The 19270-nt window shown below is 41.6% G+C and carries 21 protein-coding genes; 10 read left to right on the forward strand and 11 right to left on the reverse strand.

What is annotated here, in order from left to right; all coding sequences use genetic code 11:
• Positions 1-61: 61 nt before the first annotated feature.
• The gene (locus GPM24_RS15515) at positions 62-1936 is read right to left on the reverse strand and encodes a M1 family metallopeptidase (protein WP_158827803.1); all 1875 of its coding nucleotides are present in this window, start codon (positions 1934-1936) and stop codon (positions 62-64) included.
• A gap of 15 nt (positions 1937-1951) precedes the next feature.
• The gene (locus GPM24_RS15520) at positions 1952-2458 is read right to left on the reverse strand and encodes a DUF892 family protein (protein WP_158827805.1); all 507 of its coding nucleotides are present in this window, start codon (positions 2456-2458) and stop codon (positions 1952-1954) included.
• A 131-nt stretch (positions 2459-2589) separates the two neighbouring features.
• Here GPM24_RS15520 and GPM24_RS15525 point away from each other — a divergent pair, with 131 nt between their 5' ends.
• A complete protein-coding gene (locus GPM24_RS15525) occupies positions 2590-2883 on the forward strand; it encodes a hypothetical protein (protein ID WP_158827807.1) in 294 nt (97 codons plus the stop codon).
• Between the two features lie 79 nt (positions 2884-2962).
• Here the strand turns inward: GPM24_RS15525 and rpoN are convergent, their stop codons facing one another.
• Positions 2963-4438: an RNA polymerase factor sigma-54 gene (gene rpoN / locus GPM24_RS15530; protein WP_158827809.1), complete on the reverse strand. Its 1476-nt coding sequence runs from the start codon at positions 4436-4438 to the stop codon at positions 2963-2965.
• A gap of 165 nt (positions 4439-4603) precedes the next feature.
• Between rpoN and mscL the strand changes: the two genes are divergently transcribed.
• Complete coding sequence (gene mscL, locus GPM24_RS15535) at positions 4604-5002, forward strand: large-conductance mechanosensitive channel protein MscL (RefSeq protein WP_158827811.1); 399 nt, start codon at positions 4604-4606, stop codon at positions 5000-5002.
• Between the two features lies 1 nt (position 5003).
• On the opposite strand, the gene GPM24_RS15540 is transcribed toward mscL, so the two are convergent.
• Entirely contained in the window at positions 5004-5870 is an 867-nt protein-coding gene (locus GPM24_RS15540) for a ChaN family lipoprotein (RefSeq protein ID WP_158827812.1), read from the reverse strand.
• A 143-nt stretch (positions 5871-6013) separates the two neighbouring features.
• Between GPM24_RS15540 and rpmH the strand changes: the two genes are divergently transcribed.
• From rpmH to tsaB, 4 genes are read left to right on the forward strand one after another with little or no spacing between them, the layout of a single operon-like run.
• A complete protein-coding gene (gene rpmH, locus GPM24_RS15545) occupies positions 6014-6172 on the forward strand; it encodes a 50S ribosomal protein L34 (protein ID WP_158827814.1) in 159 nt (52 codons plus the stop codon).
• 28 nt (positions 6173-6200) lie between these two features.
• Entirely contained in the window at positions 6201-6650 is a 450-nt protein-coding gene (rnpA, locus tag GPM24_RS15550; RefSeq protein ID WP_233268876.1) for a ribonuclease P protein component, read from the forward strand.
• Positions 6625-6867 (forward strand): membrane protein insertion efficiency factor YidD, encoded by a 243-nt coding sequence (yidD, locus tag GPM24_RS15555; protein WP_158827816.1) that lies wholly within the window; start codon positions 6625-6627, stop codon positions 6865-6867. Before rnpA ends, yidD begins: the two co-directional genes overlap by 26 nt.
• 6 nt (positions 6868-6873) lie before the next feature.
• The gene (tsaB, locus tag GPM24_RS15560; RefSeq protein ID WP_158827818.1) at positions 6874-7560 is read left to right on the forward strand and encodes a tRNA (adenosine(37)-N6)-threonylcarbamoyltransferase complex dimerization subunit type 1 TsaB; all 687 of its coding nucleotides are present in this window, start codon (positions 6874-6876) and stop codon (positions 7558-7560) included.
• Between the two features lie 10 nt (positions 7561-7570).
• Here tsaB and GPM24_RS15565 read toward each other — a convergent pair whose 3' ends face one another.
• Both GPM24_RS15565 and GPM24_RS15570 read right to left on the reverse strand, forming a co-directional pair.
• Positions 7571-8989, reverse strand: a complete 1419-nt coding sequence (locus tag GPM24_RS15565) for a DUF5723 family protein (RefSeq protein ID WP_158827819.1) — start codon at positions 8987-8989, stop codon at positions 7571-7573.
• An 81-nt stretch (positions 8990-9070) separates the two neighbouring features.
• Positions 9071-10648 (reverse strand): hypothetical protein, encoded by a 1578-nt coding sequence (locus tag GPM24_RS15570; RefSeq protein ID WP_158827821.1) that lies wholly within the window; start codon positions 10646-10648, stop codon positions 9071-9073.
• A 93-nt stretch (positions 10649-10741) separates the two neighbouring features.
• Between GPM24_RS15570 and GPM24_RS15575 the strand changes: the two genes are divergently transcribed.
• Complete coding sequence (locus GPM24_RS15575; RefSeq protein WP_158827823.1) at positions 10742-11128, forward strand: DUF423 domain-containing protein; 387 nt, start codon at positions 10742-10744, stop codon at positions 11126-11128.
• Between the two features lie 3 nt (positions 11129-11131).
• A complete protein-coding gene (priA, locus tag GPM24_RS15580) occupies positions 11132-13621 on the forward strand; it encodes a replication restart helicase PriA (RefSeq protein WP_158827825.1) in 2490 nt (829 codons plus the stop codon).
• On the opposite strand, the gene GPM24_RS15585 is transcribed toward priA, so the two are convergent.
• A complete protein-coding gene (locus GPM24_RS15585; protein WP_158827827.1) occupies positions 13618-13941 on the reverse strand; it encodes a hypothetical protein in 324 nt (107 codons plus the stop codon). The genes priA and GPM24_RS15585 overlap by 4 nt on opposite strands.
• Positions 13942-14101: 160 nt before the next feature.
• On the opposite strand from GPM24_RS15585, the gene GPM24_RS15590 reads away from it, so the two are divergent.
• Positions 14102-14758: a protein-L-isoaspartate(D-aspartate) O-methyltransferase gene (locus GPM24_RS15590; RefSeq protein WP_158827829.1), complete on the forward strand. Its 657-nt coding sequence runs from the start codon at positions 14102-14104 to the stop codon at positions 14756-14758.
• 91 nt (positions 14759-14849) lie between these two features.
• Here GPM24_RS15590 and smpB read toward each other — a convergent pair whose 3' ends face one another.
• The 3 genes from smpB to GPM24_RS15605 are packed head-to-tail and all read right to left on the reverse strand — an operon-like array spanning position 14850 to position 17856.
• The gene (gene smpB, locus GPM24_RS15595; protein WP_158827831.1) at positions 14850-15299 is read right to left on the reverse strand and encodes an SsrA-binding protein SmpB; all 450 of its coding nucleotides are present in this window, start codon (positions 15297-15299) and stop codon (positions 14850-14852) included.
• 23 nt (positions 15300-15322) lie between these two features.
• Positions 15323-17209: an Nramp family divalent metal transporter gene (locus GPM24_RS15600; RefSeq protein WP_158827833.1), complete on the reverse strand. Its 1887-nt coding sequence runs from the start codon at positions 17207-17209 to the stop codon at positions 15323-15325.
• Positions 17206-17856, reverse strand: coding sequence for a metal-dependent transcriptional regulator (locus tag GPM24_RS15605; protein WP_158827835.1), 651 nt, complete (start codon positions 17854-17856; stop codon positions 17206-17208). The genes GPM24_RS15600 and GPM24_RS15605 overlap by 4 nt, the downstream gene beginning before the upstream one ends.
• A gap of 120 nt (positions 17857-17976) precedes the next feature.
• Here GPM24_RS15605 and GPM24_RS15610 point away from each other — a divergent pair, with 120 nt between their 5' ends.
• Positions 17977-18447 (forward strand): Lrp/AsnC family transcriptional regulator, encoded by a 471-nt coding sequence (locus tag GPM24_RS15610; protein WP_158827837.1) that lies wholly within the window; start codon positions 17977-17979, stop codon positions 18445-18447.
• Positions 18448-18539: 92 nt separating this feature from the next.
• Here GPM24_RS15610 and ung read toward each other — a convergent pair whose 3' ends face one another.
• A complete protein-coding gene (ung, locus tag GPM24_RS15615; RefSeq protein ID WP_158827839.1) occupies positions 18540-19217 on the reverse strand; it encodes a uracil-DNA glycosylase in 678 nt (225 codons plus the stop codon).
• Between the last annotated feature and the right edge of the window lie 53 nt (positions 19218-19270).

Genomic DNA, 19270 nt, shown 5'->3' on the forward strand with positions numbered 1-19270 from the left:
ACTGAACATAAATAAAAAAGCCGGGCTTGATTTGAGCCCGGCTTTTTTATTTATAAGTTATTTACTTAGCTGGAGTCCAGCTGTTGTCTTTTTCGTTTGCATCCATAAAAATACCGCCGTCTATCACTGCTGATTGAATGGCTTTAGTTGTTTTTATGTTAACGCTCGCCTGGCGCTGGTTAGTTGCCCAAACAGCAGGCGTTTGATGAATAGTTTGTTTACTGCCGTCGGTAAATGTAACGTTGATATCAAACGGAACGGCAAAGCCGCCAATATTGCTTACTTGTGCCGTATAACTGCCTGTTGATTTAGTTAATTTCAAAGCCAAGTCGATATAATAATTGCTGAAAAACCAATTGTTAAAAAACCAGTTTAAATTTTGGCCGGATGCACTGCTCATAGAATTGAAATAATCCCATGGAATAGGGTGCTTGCCATGCCAACGGCTCACGTACTCGTGCAATGCTTTTTTAAACAGGACATCGCCCAGCATATCTTTAAGTGCTAAATAACTTAATGACGGTTTGCCGTAAGCATTGTTACCATAACCAGAGCTTAACTCGCTGGTAGGGGTAATGACCGGCAAATCTTCGGTAGTGGAAGCATCATGAATCCATTGGTTTACCCTGAACATTTTGTATAAGTCTTCGGCTTGCTTTTTACCAACTTCGGCAGTGCCAATCAGCAACTCAAAAGTGGTGGCCCAGCCTTCGTCCATGAATGCGTAGCGCGTTTCATTAATGCCCATATAAAACGGAAAGTAGGTGTGCGCAATTTCATGGTCTTGTACAAACTGGGCAAAGTGTGCGTCTTCCTGATGGCTGTCGTTCACCATCATCGGGTACTCCATATCGGCAAAACCTTGAAACGATGTCATTTTAGGAAACGGGTACGGAATACCTGGCCAGTTGTGTGATAACCAGCCTAATGAGTTTCGGCCAAATTGTACAGACTGATGGAAATCAGCAGCGTTATCCAGAAACGCGGCCTGCATGCTGGCCCGACGTTTGGTGGCGTCGTCAACTACTACACTAGCCGCATCCCACACATAGTGGTTGCTAATACCTACGGCCATGTCGCTAATGTCATTGGCTGTCCAGGTCCAGGTGTTAACATCTTTTTGGGCTGTAATATTTTTCTTTTCCAAATCAGCAGCAGTAGCCACATGGATGGTAGAATCGCTGGTGAATGACTGTTGCAGGCGTTTGGCATACGCAGGCTGCAATACTTCATTGGTATTTTGCAAGGTGCCGGTTGCCCATACAATGTAGTTTTTAGGCACTTTTACATGCAGCGTGTAGTCGTTAAAATCGTTATAAAACTCCTGCGCGTCGGTAAAGGTTAAACGGTCCCAACCGTTATAGTCATCATAAACCGATACACGCGGGTAAAAGTAGGCGAGGTAGTAAGTGGTCGAATCAATCATGCCCTCGCGGCCACTTTCCAGCGATATTTGGTAATGCCAGTTTACATTCAGCTTAACCGAATCATGTGGCATGAGTGGTTTAGGCAATGTGATAGCCTGATTGGTTGAGGAAGCTGCCTGATTGTTCCAGCGTATTGTCTGGCCGCCTACCATAAAAGTATCTACCTGTAAACCCGGCGTTAAATAGTCGGGGCTTGCCGGACTTAAACGCGGGGCACCTGGGCGGTGTATATTTAAAATCAGCTTCATGTTCAGCCGCTTCAGTGTATCGGGGCTGTTGTTGAAGTAAGTAATCTGTTCGGTTCCGCGTATATTACGATCGGGCGGCAATGCTGTAACCGTTATGTTGTAACGGGCCCGGTTTTGCCAGTAGTTTTTGCCGGGGCGGCCATCAGCCGAACGTGTGCCCTTGGTGTAGGCCTTCTGTATATCACGAGGCATATACAAACTCTGCGCTTGTAAGGATAGTGTGCCCATTGCTAGTAAAGCAGCAACTAAAAATTTATTCATAAAGCAAAAGTCTGTTTATTTCTTAACGTATTCATCAGCAATTAGCACAAAAAGCTTATCGTTATCGTTCGATTCATCAAAGCTTTCTGTAAGAAGCTGTTCCGCCTGCTGATAATTTAAGGCAGATGCCAAAATTTTAAGCATCCGGTATGACGTAATGTTGATATGCTCCAGCAGTTGCAGATAAAGGATAATATCTACATCGTTTAAAAGTGTGTTGTTGGTCTCATAATCTTGCGGGTCAAAAGCGTCTTTAAAGACGGCGATGATGGGTACACAATTTTCGGCCATAGGCTCAGCATTGATAAGCTGATAGATGGCTTCAATGCGGGAAATTTGTTTATTCACATCGTCTAACACCTCCTGAATAGCATGTTGCAATTTTTTCAAAGAAGACTGCGTAATTAACAGCGGTAAGTGCTTTTGTAAATAGGTTTTTCCGTGGTATATTCTGTTTAGATGATGCACAAAGTGCTGCTTTAAAACTGCCGGATCGGTAAATTGTGGGTTGTTGGCTTCCATGCGGTAAAGTAAACGATAAAATTATGGCTTTACAAGATACATAGGATTTATGTTAGTGTTTACATAACACAAATGCGTGATAAGTTTGTGCGAAAACCCAAACCATACCTGGTGCTGATTGTAAGTAATTTATGCAAGAAGATAATTTTGACGACCTCGATTTTGACAAGGAGCATAACGAAGAGTCATTCCATATCGAAGTGGATTTTTATGATACCGGCGATTTAAGCAGTATGCTGGTGATACCCTGTAATGATGCATACATAGTAGTATCTAACAACGAGCACTTGTGTACGCTGGTACGCACCTGTAAAGAAATTGAATGCTGGGAACAGCAAGAAGGAACTTTAGATGAAGAGTTGGTTGAAAAAGTAGGAGCAGCCATACAAGGTGCCCGACCAGAAGATTTTTATAACGAGCAGTAGATGGAGCGAACGAAGATTTGGAGTAAGGAGCGGTTTAAATATTTACTATCTGCTCTTCGCTCCAAATCTTCAACGCTAGCTATAGTTCCTTACGTAAACGAGCTACAGGGATGTTCATTTGCTCACGGTATTTGGCTACCGTTCGGCGGGCAATGTTATAGCCTCGTTCTTTTAATATCTCTGTTAATTTTTCGTCGGCCAATGGATGGCGTTTGTCTTCGCCACCAATACATTCTTCCAGAATCTTTTTAACTTCTTTGTTTGATACTTCCTCGCCGCTTTCGGTTTGGATAGCTTCTGAAAAGAACGATTTCAGTAAAAATGTACCGTACTCGGTTTGTACATATTTAGAATTGGCCACCCGCGATACAGTAGATATATCCATACCAATGCGGTCGGCTATATCTTTTAAAATCATGGGTTTCAGGTTCTTCTCATCACCGGTTAAAAAGAAATCGTACTGGTAATGCATAATAGCATTCATGGTTTTCAGCAAAGTTTGCTGGCGCTGTTTAATGGCGTCAATAAACCATTTGGCGGAATCGAGCTTTTGCTTTACAAACTGTACCGCTTCCTTTAGTTTTTTATCACGCTGCGATGCCTTATCGTAATGTTCAAACATCTCCTGGTATGAACGGCTTACGCGAAGTTCCGGAGCGTTTTTGGCATTAAGCGTTAATATCAGCGTGCCATCATTATTGGTAATATGAAAATCGGGGATAACCTGGTGTTGCTTGGTATTTACCTCGTTAGAGTCGCCGGGTTTAGGGTTGAGCTTCAATATCTCGTTCACCACACCACGTAACTCGTTCGAGTTTAGATTTAAAGCTTTTTCAAGCTTATCATAGTGTTTACGGGTAAACTCTTCCAGGTAGTTTTCTACAACCAGTATAGCTTTTTTGATGATAGGATCAGTCACATCCTTGCGGCGCAACTGAATCAATAAGCATTCCTGCAAACTGCGTGCACCAACGCCCGGTGGGTCAAAACTCTGAATAACCTTCAGCATCTCTTCCACCTCTTCATCCTCAGCCATTACATTTTGCGAAAAAGCCAGGTCGTCGGTTAATGACATGATAGGGCGGCGCAGATAGCCATCATCATCCAAACTACCTATAATTTGCTGCCCGATGCGAAAGTCTTTGTCAGACAGCGGAACCAAATCTAACTGTGCCTGCAGGTTTTCAAAAAAAGAATTCTGAATGGCAATTGGCATTTCCTTGCGGTCTTCCTCATCGTCGCCGTTTTGGTCATAGCGTGATCCGTAATCATTTACACTATCATCCTGCAGGTAGTCGTCTATATTAAACTCGTCATACTCGCCGTTATCGTCGTCGCTATTGTATGTATCTTCGTCCGGGTCGCGGTCAGGATACTGCTCCTCGGGCTCGGTCATGTTGGTTAAGCTCAAATCTTCAAGCGCCGGGTTTTCTTCCAGTTCTTCTTTGATGCGGGCATCTAAAGACACGGTAGGAACCTGTAGCAGCTTAATAAATTGTATTTGCTGCGGCGATAGCTTTTGTAAAAGTTTTTGTTGAAGATTCTGTTTTAACATAATATAGACTGTGCCAAAAATACACTAATTGGCAGTATTATTCAAAATGTAAAAGCGGATTGATTTAATGCTAAATATTAAAACGCTGCTTTTGTTTGTACGCGAACAAAAACTTTTTGGTTGAATTTTTTTTATATATTAGTTTTCAACCAATAGCAATTGCATATGTCGTTCATTAAAGAGTTTAAAGAATTTGCCGTTAAAGGAAATGTATTAGATTTGGCTGTAGCCGTGGTGATTGGTGCTGCGTTCAATCGCATTATCAGTTCGCTGGTTGAGGATATTATAACACCCGCCATACTTACGCCGGCACTTAAAGCCGCTCACTTAACTAACCTGGCCGAGCTAACCATACCTGGAACAGCCATTAAATATGGCAATTTCATCTCGCAGGTTATTTCGTTTTTTATTGTGGCTTTAGCGTTGTTTGTAGTAATCAAAGGCATCAACCGGTTTAAAAAGAAAGAAGCCGTAGCGCCAACCGTAGCACCTGCACCAACCAAAGAAGAGCAGTTGCTTACCGAGATCAGAGACTTGCTGGCTGCTAAAAATTCAAGGATTTAAACTATTGGTCGTCTTTTATAAGGCGGGCATCGGTTACAATGATATAATCGTTGCTCTTGCTGTATTTGCTCCAATCAACCTGTTCAAAATCATTGATGGCATAAGCCGTGATGTTGAGTATGCGGGCTGCAGCTGCATATTTTTTGATTTGCGCTGCGGCGCCTAATTTATCCTCGCTATGGAAAGAGCCGTTTATCTGCAATATTTTGCTGCCCGGGTGTGCTTTTAAGTAGCGTGCTATTGACCAGCCCATTGCGGCATCCCACAAGTTTTGCGATTGGTAAATTTGCATGCCGCCCATACCACCATGGCCGCCCATTAGGTCAGTGAATTTTTGGTAGTAAGCGCCGGTAGCAGTGTCAATAGGTAGCGGCGGTAGCCAGCTTTTGCCAAAGCTATCCAACTGTTGCAAACTGTTTAATCCTAAGCGGGTTACACGATTGGTGTACCGGGCGGGAGAGTTGGCTGCAATAACCGGCAAGTGTTTTTCTTTAGCCAACTCAATTAGCGGGCGATAGTCTTTATAATTAGGCCAGGTACGTGCTTCGGTAATAAAGTTCTTTTCGCGGATGAGTCCGTTTAAGTATTCGTTTAGGATGGGTTGCGTATCAGTTTCAAACATTTCAAGCGATAGTACTGCTTTATCTTTATACTTTTCGCTGATGCGTTGCCACAAGGCCAGTTCCAGCGTGTGGCCTACCGAGTCGTTGTGTTCTTCGCCATAAAACAACACATCGGCTTTAGCCATATTATTGACAATATCATCTAATGTCACCTGCTTTTGCAAACCTGTACTGTATATTTTGTAACTTTGTGCATAACCTATAAAAGGGAAGACGAGTAAAAAAGTATAGAGAAGATATTTCATAAAATACAATAAACAACTGCAAAGTACCCGCAAATACTTACAAAGGCAAATTGTAATATTTATATTTGAATACTTTAATATAATTACTACATTTGCACTCCCGTTTTTATTAGGAATAACGATTACAATATTACAATACAATCATGAAAAGAACGTTTCAGCCGTCTCAACGTAAAAGAAGAAACAAACATGGTTTCCGTGAACGCATGGCAACTGCTAACGGCAGACGAATATTAGCTGCAAGAAGAGCTAAAGGCAGAAAAAGATTAAGTGTTTCTGACGAGCGTCGTCACAAAGCATAATTTAAAGGTTGCTTTCCTCATGTGTTGAATGAGGATTGGAGCCGCTTATTTCGATAACACGGTTTACCAGTCAAAAGCAATCATGTACACTTTTAAAAAGGAAGAACGGCTATGTAATAAAAAGCTTATTGATGGGCTTTTTCGTAGCGGCTCTTCCTTTTTGTGTTATCCTTACCGCATATCGTGGATGGAGGTAAGTACGCCGCAATCAACGCCTGTACAGGTGCTGCTTGCTGTAGCAAAAAAACGCTATAAACGTGCAGTAGACCGCAACTTGGTTAAACGCCGCATGCGTGAAGCCTATCGTGTGCACAAGCAAGAACTGTTATATCAGCACTTGCAACAAAAGCACATCATTTTATCCATTAGCTACATTGGTAACGAGATTACCGACTACAGCTTTATGGAAAAGAAGATGCAGAAGATGTTGCACCAGCTTAATGAATTAGTGAATGCAAAGGTTACTGCAGCTGTTTAAAAAAGCAATAGGTGCTTTGTTCATTGGGCTAATCCGGCTTTACCAGATTATCCTTTCGCCCATATTAGGAGCGTCGTGCCGGTTTACACCAACCTGTTCACATTACGGCATACTGGCTGTACGCAAGTACGGGCCTTTTAAAGGCGGATGGCTTACTTTAAAACGTATTGTTCGGTGTAACCCTTGGGGCGGGCACGGACATGATCCTGTTCCATAAACAACTATGGCATTAATACTTCAATTAGAAACCGCCACCACGGCCTGCTCCGTTGCACTAACGGATAATGGCCAGTTATTGGCTCATAAAGAACTGAACGAGCGTAATATTCACGCTGAAGTAATTACTGTTTTTATAGAAGACGTGCTCAAAGCGGCCGGTAAAAGCTATGCTCAGCTAGATGCTGTGGCGGTGAGTAGCGGCCCTGGTTCTTACACCGGTTTGCGTATTGGCGTGTCAACGGCCAAAGGTTTATGTTTTGCCTTGGATAAGCCATTGATAGCCGTTGAAACCCTACAAGCTATGGCCGATGGTATGGCTGCCCAAAATGCCGATTCAGATATATTGCTATGCCCCATGATTGATGCTCGCCGTATGGAGGTTTACACGGCTATATTTGATGCCACCGGCAAACGCATCAGGCCAACATCAGCAGAAATTATTGATGAAAACAGTTTCAGCGATTTGCTGGCTGAGCATAAAATACTCTTTTTTGGCGACGGAGCGGAGAAATGTAAAGCTGTATTGCAAGGTAATCCCAACGCAAATTTTGCTACTGATTTTGTCAATTCAGCCCGATATATCACAACCGGCGCTGTGGCAAAATTTAAAAATAGCGATTTTGAAGATGTAGCTTATTTTGAACCTTTTTACTTGAAAGATTTTATTGCCGGTAAAAAGGGAGGACAGTAATCATATTGTGTTACCTGTCAAATAATCTGGTCCAAAAGCGTCCCAGCGGACCAGGCTCGCCGCCAGTTGGTATGTAGCTGGTATTACGCCATCTTTCAAACATTCGTCCAAATTTAACTGAGAATCCCAGAAAAACACTTGTGCCGGAATAGGGCATGTTCTTTTCAATGGCCGATTGATTTTTGTTGTTTGCGCTTAGCATATTAGCGCTCTGAGACAATTGCTCACTACCAACATAAAACTCCACATTTGGTGCTTTAAACATCAGTTGACCGCCCAGGCTTAGTACATGGTTATAATCATAAATACCTGTAGCTGTAAGTATAAAATTGCTGTATTGAATATGGTTTACCAATGCCGCTGTAGAGCCGCCGTGGTATAAAGCTTTAGCTACTATAGCCGTTGGTGTGTAGCTGATAACACTACCGGTAAACTTTTTACTTACAGATATTTCTGCCCGGCCTTCAATGGGAATATAATTGGCATACCTAATTGGAGCTTTCTCTACAAGTCTAGATAATGCGTTGATAACATTTTTTTCTCGGCTGCCTGTTCTTAGTCCCTCAACTGTGGTAGCATTACCAAAATAGGAAGCCCTGAAATTGTCTGACCAGCGAATGAATCCCAAGTCTTTAATATTACCTTGAATAGTAAAATTATCATCAGTTTTATAGGTAGCCCCTAAGCTAACAGAGGCCCCCGGATTTTTAAAGGAAAATAAGTCCTTTCTTCCAAATTGGCCGGGTTCAAATGAACTTAAGTAACTGCCGTGCATGTACCATGTAGCATTATCGGCAGTGGGATCAAAAGTCAATGTCGATCCATCAACCGTAATCTTATTATATGCAATACCTAGCAATGCACTTAGCTTAATGCCCAACGATAAATTACGTGTGGCCTTTTCGCGGTAGGTAAGGCTAAATTGATGGTAGCTTTCATAGTAAGCGCTTCCATTAAATATATTGTCGTATCTAGTGCCTGGTGCAAAAGCTTGTGATCCATTAAAAAAGGCAAACGTTTCATCAGTTAAATTGCCACGGCCATTGCCTTTGGTTTGAATGGAAGCGCCCAATTCCTGATCGCCGTTTTGATTACTCAAAATGCGAATCATTGCAAGGTATACATTTGCGTTTACCAAGATGTTATTAGGTCGTGCCTGTCCAATTTGCAACGCATCATTGTTGTATCGGCCTGTAAATGCTCTTGATTTTAAGGTAGTTTGTGCATTGCCTTTCAGATAACCAAAAGTGTTCAAATTTGGAACAAGGAAGTTAAAAGCGATGGTTCTGGTAGTATCTGCTATAAATACGCCTTGTGAGGGGTTTTCAAAAGACTCATATAATGTGCCGGTGTTGTAGTGGGAGAATCTTTGCGCCAGCGTAGCTGTACTGATGAAAAGAAAACTGAATGCAAGTAATGCTTTATTCATATCAATATGCCCCTTAGTCATTACGACGGTTGGGAGGATTTATTGCAGGGTTGAAAAATTACAAGTACAACACAGTTAGTGCTATTTTGTTCCGGCGGAACTTGCGGTATCAAGTTTCATGCAAAAGTTGGTATAAAATTCGTTATCCGATGCACTAAGTTGGTATGATGCGCCATAGAAATTATTTAATCCTGATTGTTGTTGGTATAATTGATACGTTTGGGGTTTAAGGTGACGTTTGAAAATAAAAGCCGAGTTTTTGAAGTTTACGTAAAAAGCTACATTGCATTGTTGACTTAGTAAGTTGTTAAATTCATTAAAAACAGTGCTATGGCTCAAAAAACGTGCGTTTAAATAATTGTCTTTATAGTTGCTTATTTCGCGTTTGGTATTGGCTAGTATCAGGTAATTATCCAAAATAATAAAGTGCGGGCGCTTTACAGCGTTAAATACATCTCCTAGCAAATAGTACGGTATGCGGTCATAATTAAGTTGTCCAGACTCGTCATCCGTCATGGTACTGATGTTAGTCAAAAAAGGCCGAAGTGCAGACCCGTCTTTCAATTCAACAATCACCAGCTTTTCATCAAACCGCGTGGTTAAAATAGCAAATTCGTGCCCCAGCTGTTTGTTAAATTCGTTGTCAATCTGTATACCCGTTTCCTGTTTAATTTTTTTGAATAGAGACGATCTCTCGGTGCTTAAACCCGCTTTTCGCTGCCAGTCGGCCAGCTTATATATAAATTTATTGATATCGTCAACCGCGAAGTTGTTGCTGTAAGCCGTAGTAAGCGGGAATATGTTTTTAAGGTGGTTGTTGACGGGTTTAAATGCGCTAAACAGGTTAAGATAACTAACCGCGCCATGAGCATTAAAATTGGTATAGCCGTTAAACATCAATGCGTCACTTTTATAATTCAAAGTTAACGCAGCGGTTGCTGGTAATATCCGTAAGGGCTTTAAAAAATCTGGATTATGCTGCTTAAACAAGGCATCAAATAAAGGTGTAAACGCCAGATTGTTGATGTACAGGTTGCCCAAACTATTGGCCGATTGTTGAGCAGGAAGCAATTTAAAAGTGGAACTGGTTTGCTTGGGCTCATAAGCAGCTGCTTGTTCCAGCAAAAGTTTTGAAAAGCTGCCTGTAAATACATTTCTTCCTTTTGTGGTTAGGTAGAAATCCTGGTTCTGTTTATTGAGATGAATACAATAACCCGGCTTACCAGCCAGATCGATTGCTTTAATAGTGATGGCAGTGTCGTGTAAAGCCGTTACTGTTTCAGTAGTAACGGCGTTTTTTACTGGGAGAGTAAACAGCAATGCAGGCACACCTTCGGCTTGTGGGTGAATAGATACATATATGTTTTGATCGTAAAAAGCGGCTTTTAGCACAGGATTCCGAAGAAATGCGTTTTGCAAGGTGTTCAAGCCTTGCAGTTGCTGTTCACCTATAACGCTCGAAAATAATGAACTGCTATCATATATATCATAAAAGCTATCGTCATTATCAAACTCAAAAATCAGTGCAGCTGTATTAGGAATAGTGCTGATTATTTGGTTGGTATGCGCCCCTGGCGGACTTAACTTTTTAAAGTAAGCAACTGTTATCGTCACGGCAGCAGCCAGCAGCATTAGGGTCAGGATAATCAGTCTTTTCATATTCAGGGTTATGCAGCAAAGTTAGATTTTTTACTTTGTGCCTATAAAGTAATTATTACAATTGGCTAATTTAGCTGTTTGCTATATATACGCATGAACCGAACAATAATTGTAACCGCTGCTATATTAGGCGCTATTGCCGTTGTAGCAGGCGCTTTTGGGGCACATGGTTTAAAAGCCATTTTGTCGCCGCAACAACTACAGATATGGGGCACGGCTGTTCAATATCATTTTTACCACGTTTTTGCGTTGTTATTCTTATCCACTTTTGCTAAATTTAAAAGTAACCTGATTTTTGCCAGTTACTGGCTGTTTTTATTAGGTATTTTATTTTTTTCAGGTTCCTTGTACCTGTTGTCATTAAGTAGTGTTTTAAACTGGGGATGGCTGCACGTGTTAGGACCTATTACGCCGGTTGGCGGACTGCTTTTTATTGCCGGTTGGATTACCCTGGCAGTAGCTGCAATCAGATTTAAATAAACAATGTTAGAATTTGCCGATACACACCATACCTCCGGTCGCATAACGTTATTTGCAGAAGTAATTCTGCCGTTGGCGATTTCTAAGAATTATACTTACCGTGTGCCTTATGAGTTAAATGAGGTGGTTGCGGTAGGTAAAAGGGTAGTGGTGCAGTTTGGCAAAAGCAAATTGTATACGGCCATTATCCATTCCCTTACCGAGCAGGCCCCCGAGCGTTACGAGGCAAAATATCTGATGGAGGTTTTGGATGATCGGCCCATTGTTACCCAGCAGCAATTGCAATTTTGGCAGTGGCTGGCCGATTACTATTTGTGTAACACCGGCGAAGTAATGACTGCTGCGTTGCCGGCTGCTTTTAAGTTGGCGAGCGAAACCCGCATCATGCTTAATCCCGATGAGCCTGTTGACCGTTCGTCCCTGCACGATAAGGAGTTTTTAATTGTTGATGCGCTCGATTTACAACCTGTACTTACGGTAAGCGATATTTCAAAGTTACTGGGACAAAAAACGGTAATGCCGGTATTGAAATTTATGTTTGATAAGAACATCATTCATATTTCCGAAGAGGTAAACGAAAAATACAAACCCCGTAAGCGTACGTACATCAAGCTACACGAATTTTACCAAGATCCGGACAACCTGAAAGCGCTTTTTACACAGTTGGAAAGACGTGCCCCAAAGCAATCTGACGCGGTGCTGGCTTATATTCAATTATCCAGGGGAGGTAAACTGGTTTCCAAAAACGATTTGATGGAAGCCAGTGGTGCTAATGCGGCTATAGTGAAATCATTAACCGACAAAAAAATTCTGGTGGCTGAAGACAAGAATGTAAGTCGCCTGTATTATGACACCTTAGAGTCGGCGGCAACTTTTACGCTCAATGAAGCACAGCAGGCGGCATTAGAGGCGCTTCAGCAGCAATTTCAGGAAAAGGATGTAGCGTTATTGCATGGCGTAACCTCTTCAGGCAAAACCCAAATATACATACGGCTGGTTGAAGCGGCTATACAGGCCGGTAAACAGGTGCTGTACCTACTACCTGAAATTGCTTTGACCACTCATGTCATTGAGCGTTTACGCAAATACTTTGGTAATGATATTGGCGTTTACCATTCCCGCTTCAATGATAATGAAAGGGTAGAGGTATGGCATAAGGTACTTAACCACGAGTATAAAGTGGTTTTAGGTGCGCGCTCATCGGTATTTTTGCCTTTTGATAATTTAGGATTGGTAATTATTGACGAAGAGCACGAAACCTCTTATAAACAATTTGATCCGGCACCTCGCTACAACGCACGTGATGCGGCTATCTTTCTGGCCAGCCGTTACAAAGCGAAAGTGTTGTTGGGCTCGGCCACGCCATCTTTCGAAACTTATTTTAATGCACGTACCGGCAAGTACGGTTTGGCCGAACTTACAGAACGTTTTGGTGGTGTAAGCCTGCCCGAAATACAGGTAGTAAGCGTTACCGAAGAAACTAAGCGGAAAACCATGCATTCGCACTTTACCAGTGTATTGATGAATGATATGGAGCTGGCGCTGAAGAATAAAGAGCAGGTAATCCTGTTTCAAAACCGCCGTGGTTATGCACCTGTACTAATGTGCAAGGTTTGTGCTTTTACGCCTCGCTGTATCAATTGTGACGTGAGTCTTACCTACCATAAAAGCAGTAAAAATTTGCATTGCCATTACTGCGGTTATAAGGAAGAAACGCTTAACATTTGCCCTGCGTGCGGTTCAACTCATTTAGAATATAAAGGTTTTGGTACTGAAAAGATTGAGGATGAACTAAGCGTATTATTACCCGATGCCCGCATAGCGCGTATGGATTTGGACACCACCCGTGCGCGTAACGCTTACCAGAATTTACTTAATGACTTAGAAGAAAAGCGTATAGACATCTTGGTGGGTACGCAAATGGTGGCTAAGGGGTTGGATTTTTCGGATGTGACGGTTATTGGCATTATCAATGCTGATAGCTTATTAAAATACCCGGACTATCGGGCCAACGAGCGCAGTTTTCAAATGCTGGCTCAGGTAAGTGGCAGGGCGGGGCGCCGGGGCAAGCAAGGGAAGGTGGTGATCCAAACTTATAATCCGCACCATAGGGTGATAGACCAAGTGATCAAAAATGATTACAAAGATTTGTACCTGACTGAAATCGAAGAGCGTAAAAGTTTTAACTACCCACCGTTTTACCGTATCATTCAGATGGACGTAAAGCACAAGGATGCCGAGAAGCTCTTTCACCAATCGCAATATCTGGCTGATGAACTGCGCAAGCATTTTGGTGATCGGGTGATAGGGCCTGAGTTTCCGCTGATAAGCCGTATTCGTAACTATTACATCAAATCTATTATGCTCAAGTTTGAGCGGGACACGATTTCTATTGCTAAGGTGAAAACAATTATCCGCGAGGTGATATTGCTATTTCAAACTACAAAGCTAAGCAAAGGGTGTATTGTACAGCCCGATGTGGATCCGTATTAATCCATAAAATTTATATTTTTTATGTTGATTATGGGTATGCCAAGATTGCCGGCTGATACAGGTACCATACCACAATGGTATCGCTTTGCTGTTAATTTATACGACACCCTGATTTTGGCATTTTCCTTTTTGTCAGCCTCTCTTAAATTGTCTGGATGATACCATTCATTTCCTGTTTGCATTTCCCAGTCGCAACCATCCGCAGCTAAACTGCCAGTGTAAATAAGTACGCCTTCTGCGTCTTTTGTTTCCTTGTCCTTTTTACACGCGCCGACGGAGATTAAAATGCTCAAAATCAATATTTTTAAAAGAGATTTCATGTAATTGGTTTATATATAATTACGCACGTTTTGAGTTTTAGCTACAATCACCTGAAAATAAAATTAGAAGGTTGCAAGTCAAATCATTAACCCTTTAACTAAAATTAATAGCACGAATTGGCTTAATAAGAGCCGCTGTTTTTTTAGCTTTGTATTGAAAATGGCTTATAAGTTTGTAGATAATTACCGCGAAAAAGGTGCGCGAAAAAGACTGGTTGAATTGCTGAAAAAGAAGGGGATTGGAGATGAGTATGTATTACAGGCCATTGGCAAGATACCCCGTCATTACTTTTTTGATGAAACGTTTTGGAGCCAGGCTTACAAGGATATTGCTTTTCCAATAGGCGAAGGACAAACTATATCGCAGCCTTATACCGTAGCTTATCAATCAGAATTACTGCACATCCGCAAAGGTGATAAGGTGCTCGAAATTGGCACCGGGTCGGGTTATCAAACCTGTGTTTTGATGGAATTGGGAGCCGAGGTGTATACCATCGAGCGCCAGGAAAAGCTATTTGAGCGCACCGTTAAGGTGTTACCTTATATGGGCTACAAGCCGCAGTTTTTTTTAGGAGACGGCTCAATGGGTATTGAAACGCATGCCCCTTATGATAAAATTATCGTGACTGCAGGAGCCCCAACGGTGCCCGAAGTATTGCTGCGTCAGCTAAAGATTGGTGGCTTGCTGGTTATACCGGTTGGCAACGAGCAGGAACAAAAAATGGTGACTATTCTGAAAGTAGCAGAAAACGATTATGAAAAGGTGGTGCTTGATACATTTAGGTTTGTACCACTGGTAGGAGATAAGGCTTGGTGACTGGCCGAGTCAAAAATTAAGAAACAAGAATATAAATTTGCTTAAATGGAGTGTTCCCTGCTCTTAAATCTACATTCTTGTTTCTTTCAAATCATCGCTTCATTACTCGGCTCAATTCAATCTTTGCATCACGTTCTTTCATCGTCTCACGCTTATCGAACGCTTTTTTACCTTGCGCCAAGCCGATTTTAAGTTTGGCAAATCCACGTTCGCTGATAAACAATGCCAGCGGCACTATAGTAAATCCTTTTTCCTCACTGCGGAACTTTAATTTTTTCAATTCCTTTTTATTAAGCAACAACACACGGTCGCGCTTGGCTTCGTGGTTATAAAACGAACCGTGTGAGTATTCAGAAACGTGCAGATTGCGTACATACAACTGATCGCTGATAAAAGTACAGAAGGCATCGTTCAGGTTGGCTTTGCCTTCGCGTATAGATTTAATTTCGGTACCAAGCAATTTTATACCGGCGGTATATTCGTCGAGTATATGATACTCAAAGTATGCTTTTTTATTTTTTATGTATAACTGTTCACTCATGGTTGGCACTGCAAATATGCAAATTATTTTTTCTGTGGTTTAACTACCAGCACGGGCACGTTAACCAGGTGCCGTACTGTATCAACTGTAGTGCCATAAATCAAATCTTTTAAAGCTTTGTGTCCATGCGAACCCATCACCAAAAAATCTACTTTTTGTTGTTTAACTACTTGTGCAATGGCTTGTGCACGGTTGCCATAGCCAATATGTGCATGTGAAGTATATCCTAAGTTATTCAACGCGGTTACATATCGTTGTAAATTGTCTTGGTCGCTTTGGGTTTCATAGTCGTTCGCTTGGGTACCATGGTAGCGAGCACCGGCTGTTTCAACAACATGTATCAGCGAGTAAGTGGCGTTCTTACCGCCCTGCATCAGGGCATGGCTGATGCTGTCTTGGTCATTGTCCGAAAAATCTATGGTAATACCAATCTGGCTATAATGTATAGCCTTTAATTCTTCAATAGCTTTAGCTATGCCATGCGGTATTGCTGCAGGCTTATGATCGGAATGATGAATGAAAGGCTTTATCAGTATATACAGTAAGAGCATACCGATGGCAGTAGCGATCGGGGTAATCAAATAATGAACAAGCGGTGCCATAGCAGGATTAGCCTGTGACCAATTGCCAATTTCCTCAACAACCAATCGTCCGTTCAAACCAACAATCAGCACCGTGAAAATCCATGCGGCTATTTTCATCCAAAGTGGTATAGCAAATTTGCCCATTAACTCCTTATCTGAAGTAAAGTGAATGAGTGGTATTACTGCAAAGCCCAATTGCAGGCTTAGCACTACCTGGCTTAATACCAACAGTCGGCTTAAACCTTCGCTACCTGAATAAAGCACCGTTAAAAAGGCCGGTACTATAGCCAGTAACCGCGTAATTAAACGTCGTAACCATGGTGCTATACGCAAATTAAGGTGGCCTTCCATTATAATTTGCCCAGCCAGGGTTCCGGTAATAGTTGAACTCTGGCCCGACGCAATTAGTGCAATAGCAAATAATGCGGGAGCCATAGCACCAAAAATGTTATACAACAGTTTGTGTGCATCTTCAATTTCGGCTACCTGATGATATCCGTTTTTAAAAAAAGCGCTGGCCGCTAAAATTAAAATAGCTGCATTTACAAAAAAGGCAAGGTTAAGTGCAACCGTGGTATCTATCAGGTTAAATTTTAACGCACTGCGTATACCCTCGTCGCTACGGTCAATTTTTCGGGTTTGCACTAATGATGAATGTAAATACAGGTTGTGTGGCATTACCGTTGCACCTATAATGCCTATGGCAATATACAAGGCACTATGGTTCAACGTCGTCGGCACAAAACCTTTCATAATTTCGGGCACAACTGGTTTTACAATAATCATCTCTATCAAAAACGAAAGGCCAACGATGAATATCAACGATACAATAAAGCCTTCTAACTTTCGCATGCCTTTGTTAAGTAAAAAAAGCAGGAGTATGGTATCTAATAACGTAATGGATACACCCCAAATAAGCGGAAGTTTAAAAAGCAGCTGCAAACCAATAGCCATGCCCACAACTTCGGCTAAGTCACAGGCTATAATGGCTATTTGCGCTAACACGTATAAACAAAAATTTATAAAACGGGGATAGGCATTTTTAGATGCTTGTGCAATATCCAGCCCGCGTACTATCCCCAACCGGGCACTTAATGATTGCAGCAGTAATGCAATCAAATTAGACAATAACAATACCCAAATAAGCCTATAACCAAACTGACTGCCCGCCTGCAAATCTGTAGCCCAGTTGCCGGGATCCATGTAACCGACACTTATTAAATAAGCCGGACCAATAAAGGCCCAGAATTTTCGCCACCCGGTTTTGCTTTCTGTTTGCACAGAACCGTGTACATTGCCAAGCGATTCACTATTTGTAGAATTCATATAGCTATCAGTAAGTTTTTAGCCACTTCGCGGCTGATGTTCAAGTGTTTTTTGTCTGATTTTATTTCCAGGCAAAGGTCGTATTCGGTTATCTCGGTAATGCGTATTTCTTTGCCTATCGTTAATTGTATCTTTTCCAGGTACTGTAAAAATGACGCAGAGTGATCGCTTACACCGGCAACGGTACCGCTTTGGTTTTCGCTTAGTGTTAATGCCGGATGCAGTAGGTGAGATTTAATTTCGCCGTTGGTGTTTGGTATCGGATCACCATGTGGATCAAATTCAGGGAAGCCCATAAATTCATCCAGCCGGTTAATCAATTCAGTCGAAGAAATATGTTCCAGTTCTTCGGCCATATCATGCACCTCGTCCCATTTAAATCGGAGCTTCTCTACCAAAAAGTGCTCCCACAAGCGATGCTTCCGGATAATACCTAAAGCTACTCCTCGACCGGCTGATGTAAGGCTTGCGCCTTGGTAACGTGCATAATTAATCAGCTTTTTATCAGCCAGTTTTTTTAGCATGTCGGTTACTGATGCAGCTCGCGTGTTAAGTGCCGCAGCAATATCATTAGTGGTAGCCTGATCGGCTTTTTCCAGCAAATGATAAATGCTCTTGAGGTAGTTTTCTTCGGTAAATGAGTGCATTTTAACAAATCTAATTAAAAATTTAGACTAGTCTAAATTTTGTAACTGGTAAAATTTGGTTTTGTTTGAGTTATTCATTAAAAAATTTTATTTTGAAAAAGGGGCTATTATATTTGCGCTATGGCCGCTGAATTAGATAAGATAGATTTACAAATACTTAAAATTTTACAAGAAAACGGAAGGATTACCAATTTGCAGTTGTCAAATGAAATTGGTTTATCACCTGCACCTACGCTAGAGCGGGTTCGAAAGCTTGAAAACGCCGAGTATATTAAAAGCTATCATGCGGTAGTAGATGAAGAGAAGCTAGGTTTGGGCATTAAAACATTCATCCAGGTTTCTCTTGATTTTCATAAGAGTAATACCATCGAAATATTTCTGGACGCCATTCAGCATATTCAGGAAATTACCGAGTGCCATCACGTAACTGGGCAGTGCGACTTTCTGTTAAAAGTTTACGTACGTGATATAAAATTATATGAGCAATTGATTATGGAAAAAATCAGTCGTATCCCGGTGGTAAAAACATTTCAAACCATGATGATTATGTCTACCAGTAAACGGGAATCTACCTTGCCACTGGAATATTAGGATAGAGCCAAGAAACAAGAGCCAAGAACTAAGATTTCTGACGGGTTTAAACCATGCGGATTATCTTGTCTCTTGCTTCTTAGCTCTAAAATTTAATGTATCTGCCAGTCAATGGGCGCATCGCCTTCCTTCTCCAAAATTGTATTGGTTTTTGAAAAATGGTGGCAGCCAAAAAAACCACTGTCTGCCGAGTAGGGTGAAGGGTGAGCGGCTGTAAGGATATGATGTTTGTCAGCGTCAATCAGTTCAGATTTAGCCTGCGCAAACTTACCCCATAACAAAAATACAACGCCTTCTTTTTGTTCCGATATCTTTCGGATTACAGTGTCAGTAAAGATTTCCCATCCTTTTTTTTGATGCGACCCCGGTTTGCCGGCACGCACAGTAAGCGTAGCGTTTAATAACAACACGCCTTGGTCGGCCCACTCGGTTAAGTCGCCATGGTTAGGGATGGTAAAGCCTGATATATCGGTTTGTAACTCTTTATAAATGTTTTTAAGTGATGGTGGTACGGTAATTCCTTTTTGCACAGCAAATGATAAACCAAAAGCCTGGTTGGCGCCATGATAAGGATCTTGACCCAGTATTACTACTTTTAATTTGTTAAAAGGCGTGTGTTTAAAAGCATTGAATATGTTGCTGCTTTTTGGATATACGGTTTCGCCAGCATCTTTTTCTTGTTTCAAGAATGCTTTAAGCTTCAACATGTAATCTTTTTCAAATTCGTCATGCAAAACTTCCAGCCAGGAAGGTTCTAAATCTATAGCCATAAATATTTGTGCAGGTAATTGATTAAGAGTATAAATAAACGGATATTTGCACT

The organism is Mucilaginibacter lacusdianchii (assembly GCF_009770985.1).
Lineage (GTDB): Bacteria > Bacteroidota > Bacteroidia > Sphingobacteriales > Sphingobacteriaceae > Mucilaginibacter > Mucilaginibacter lacusdianchii.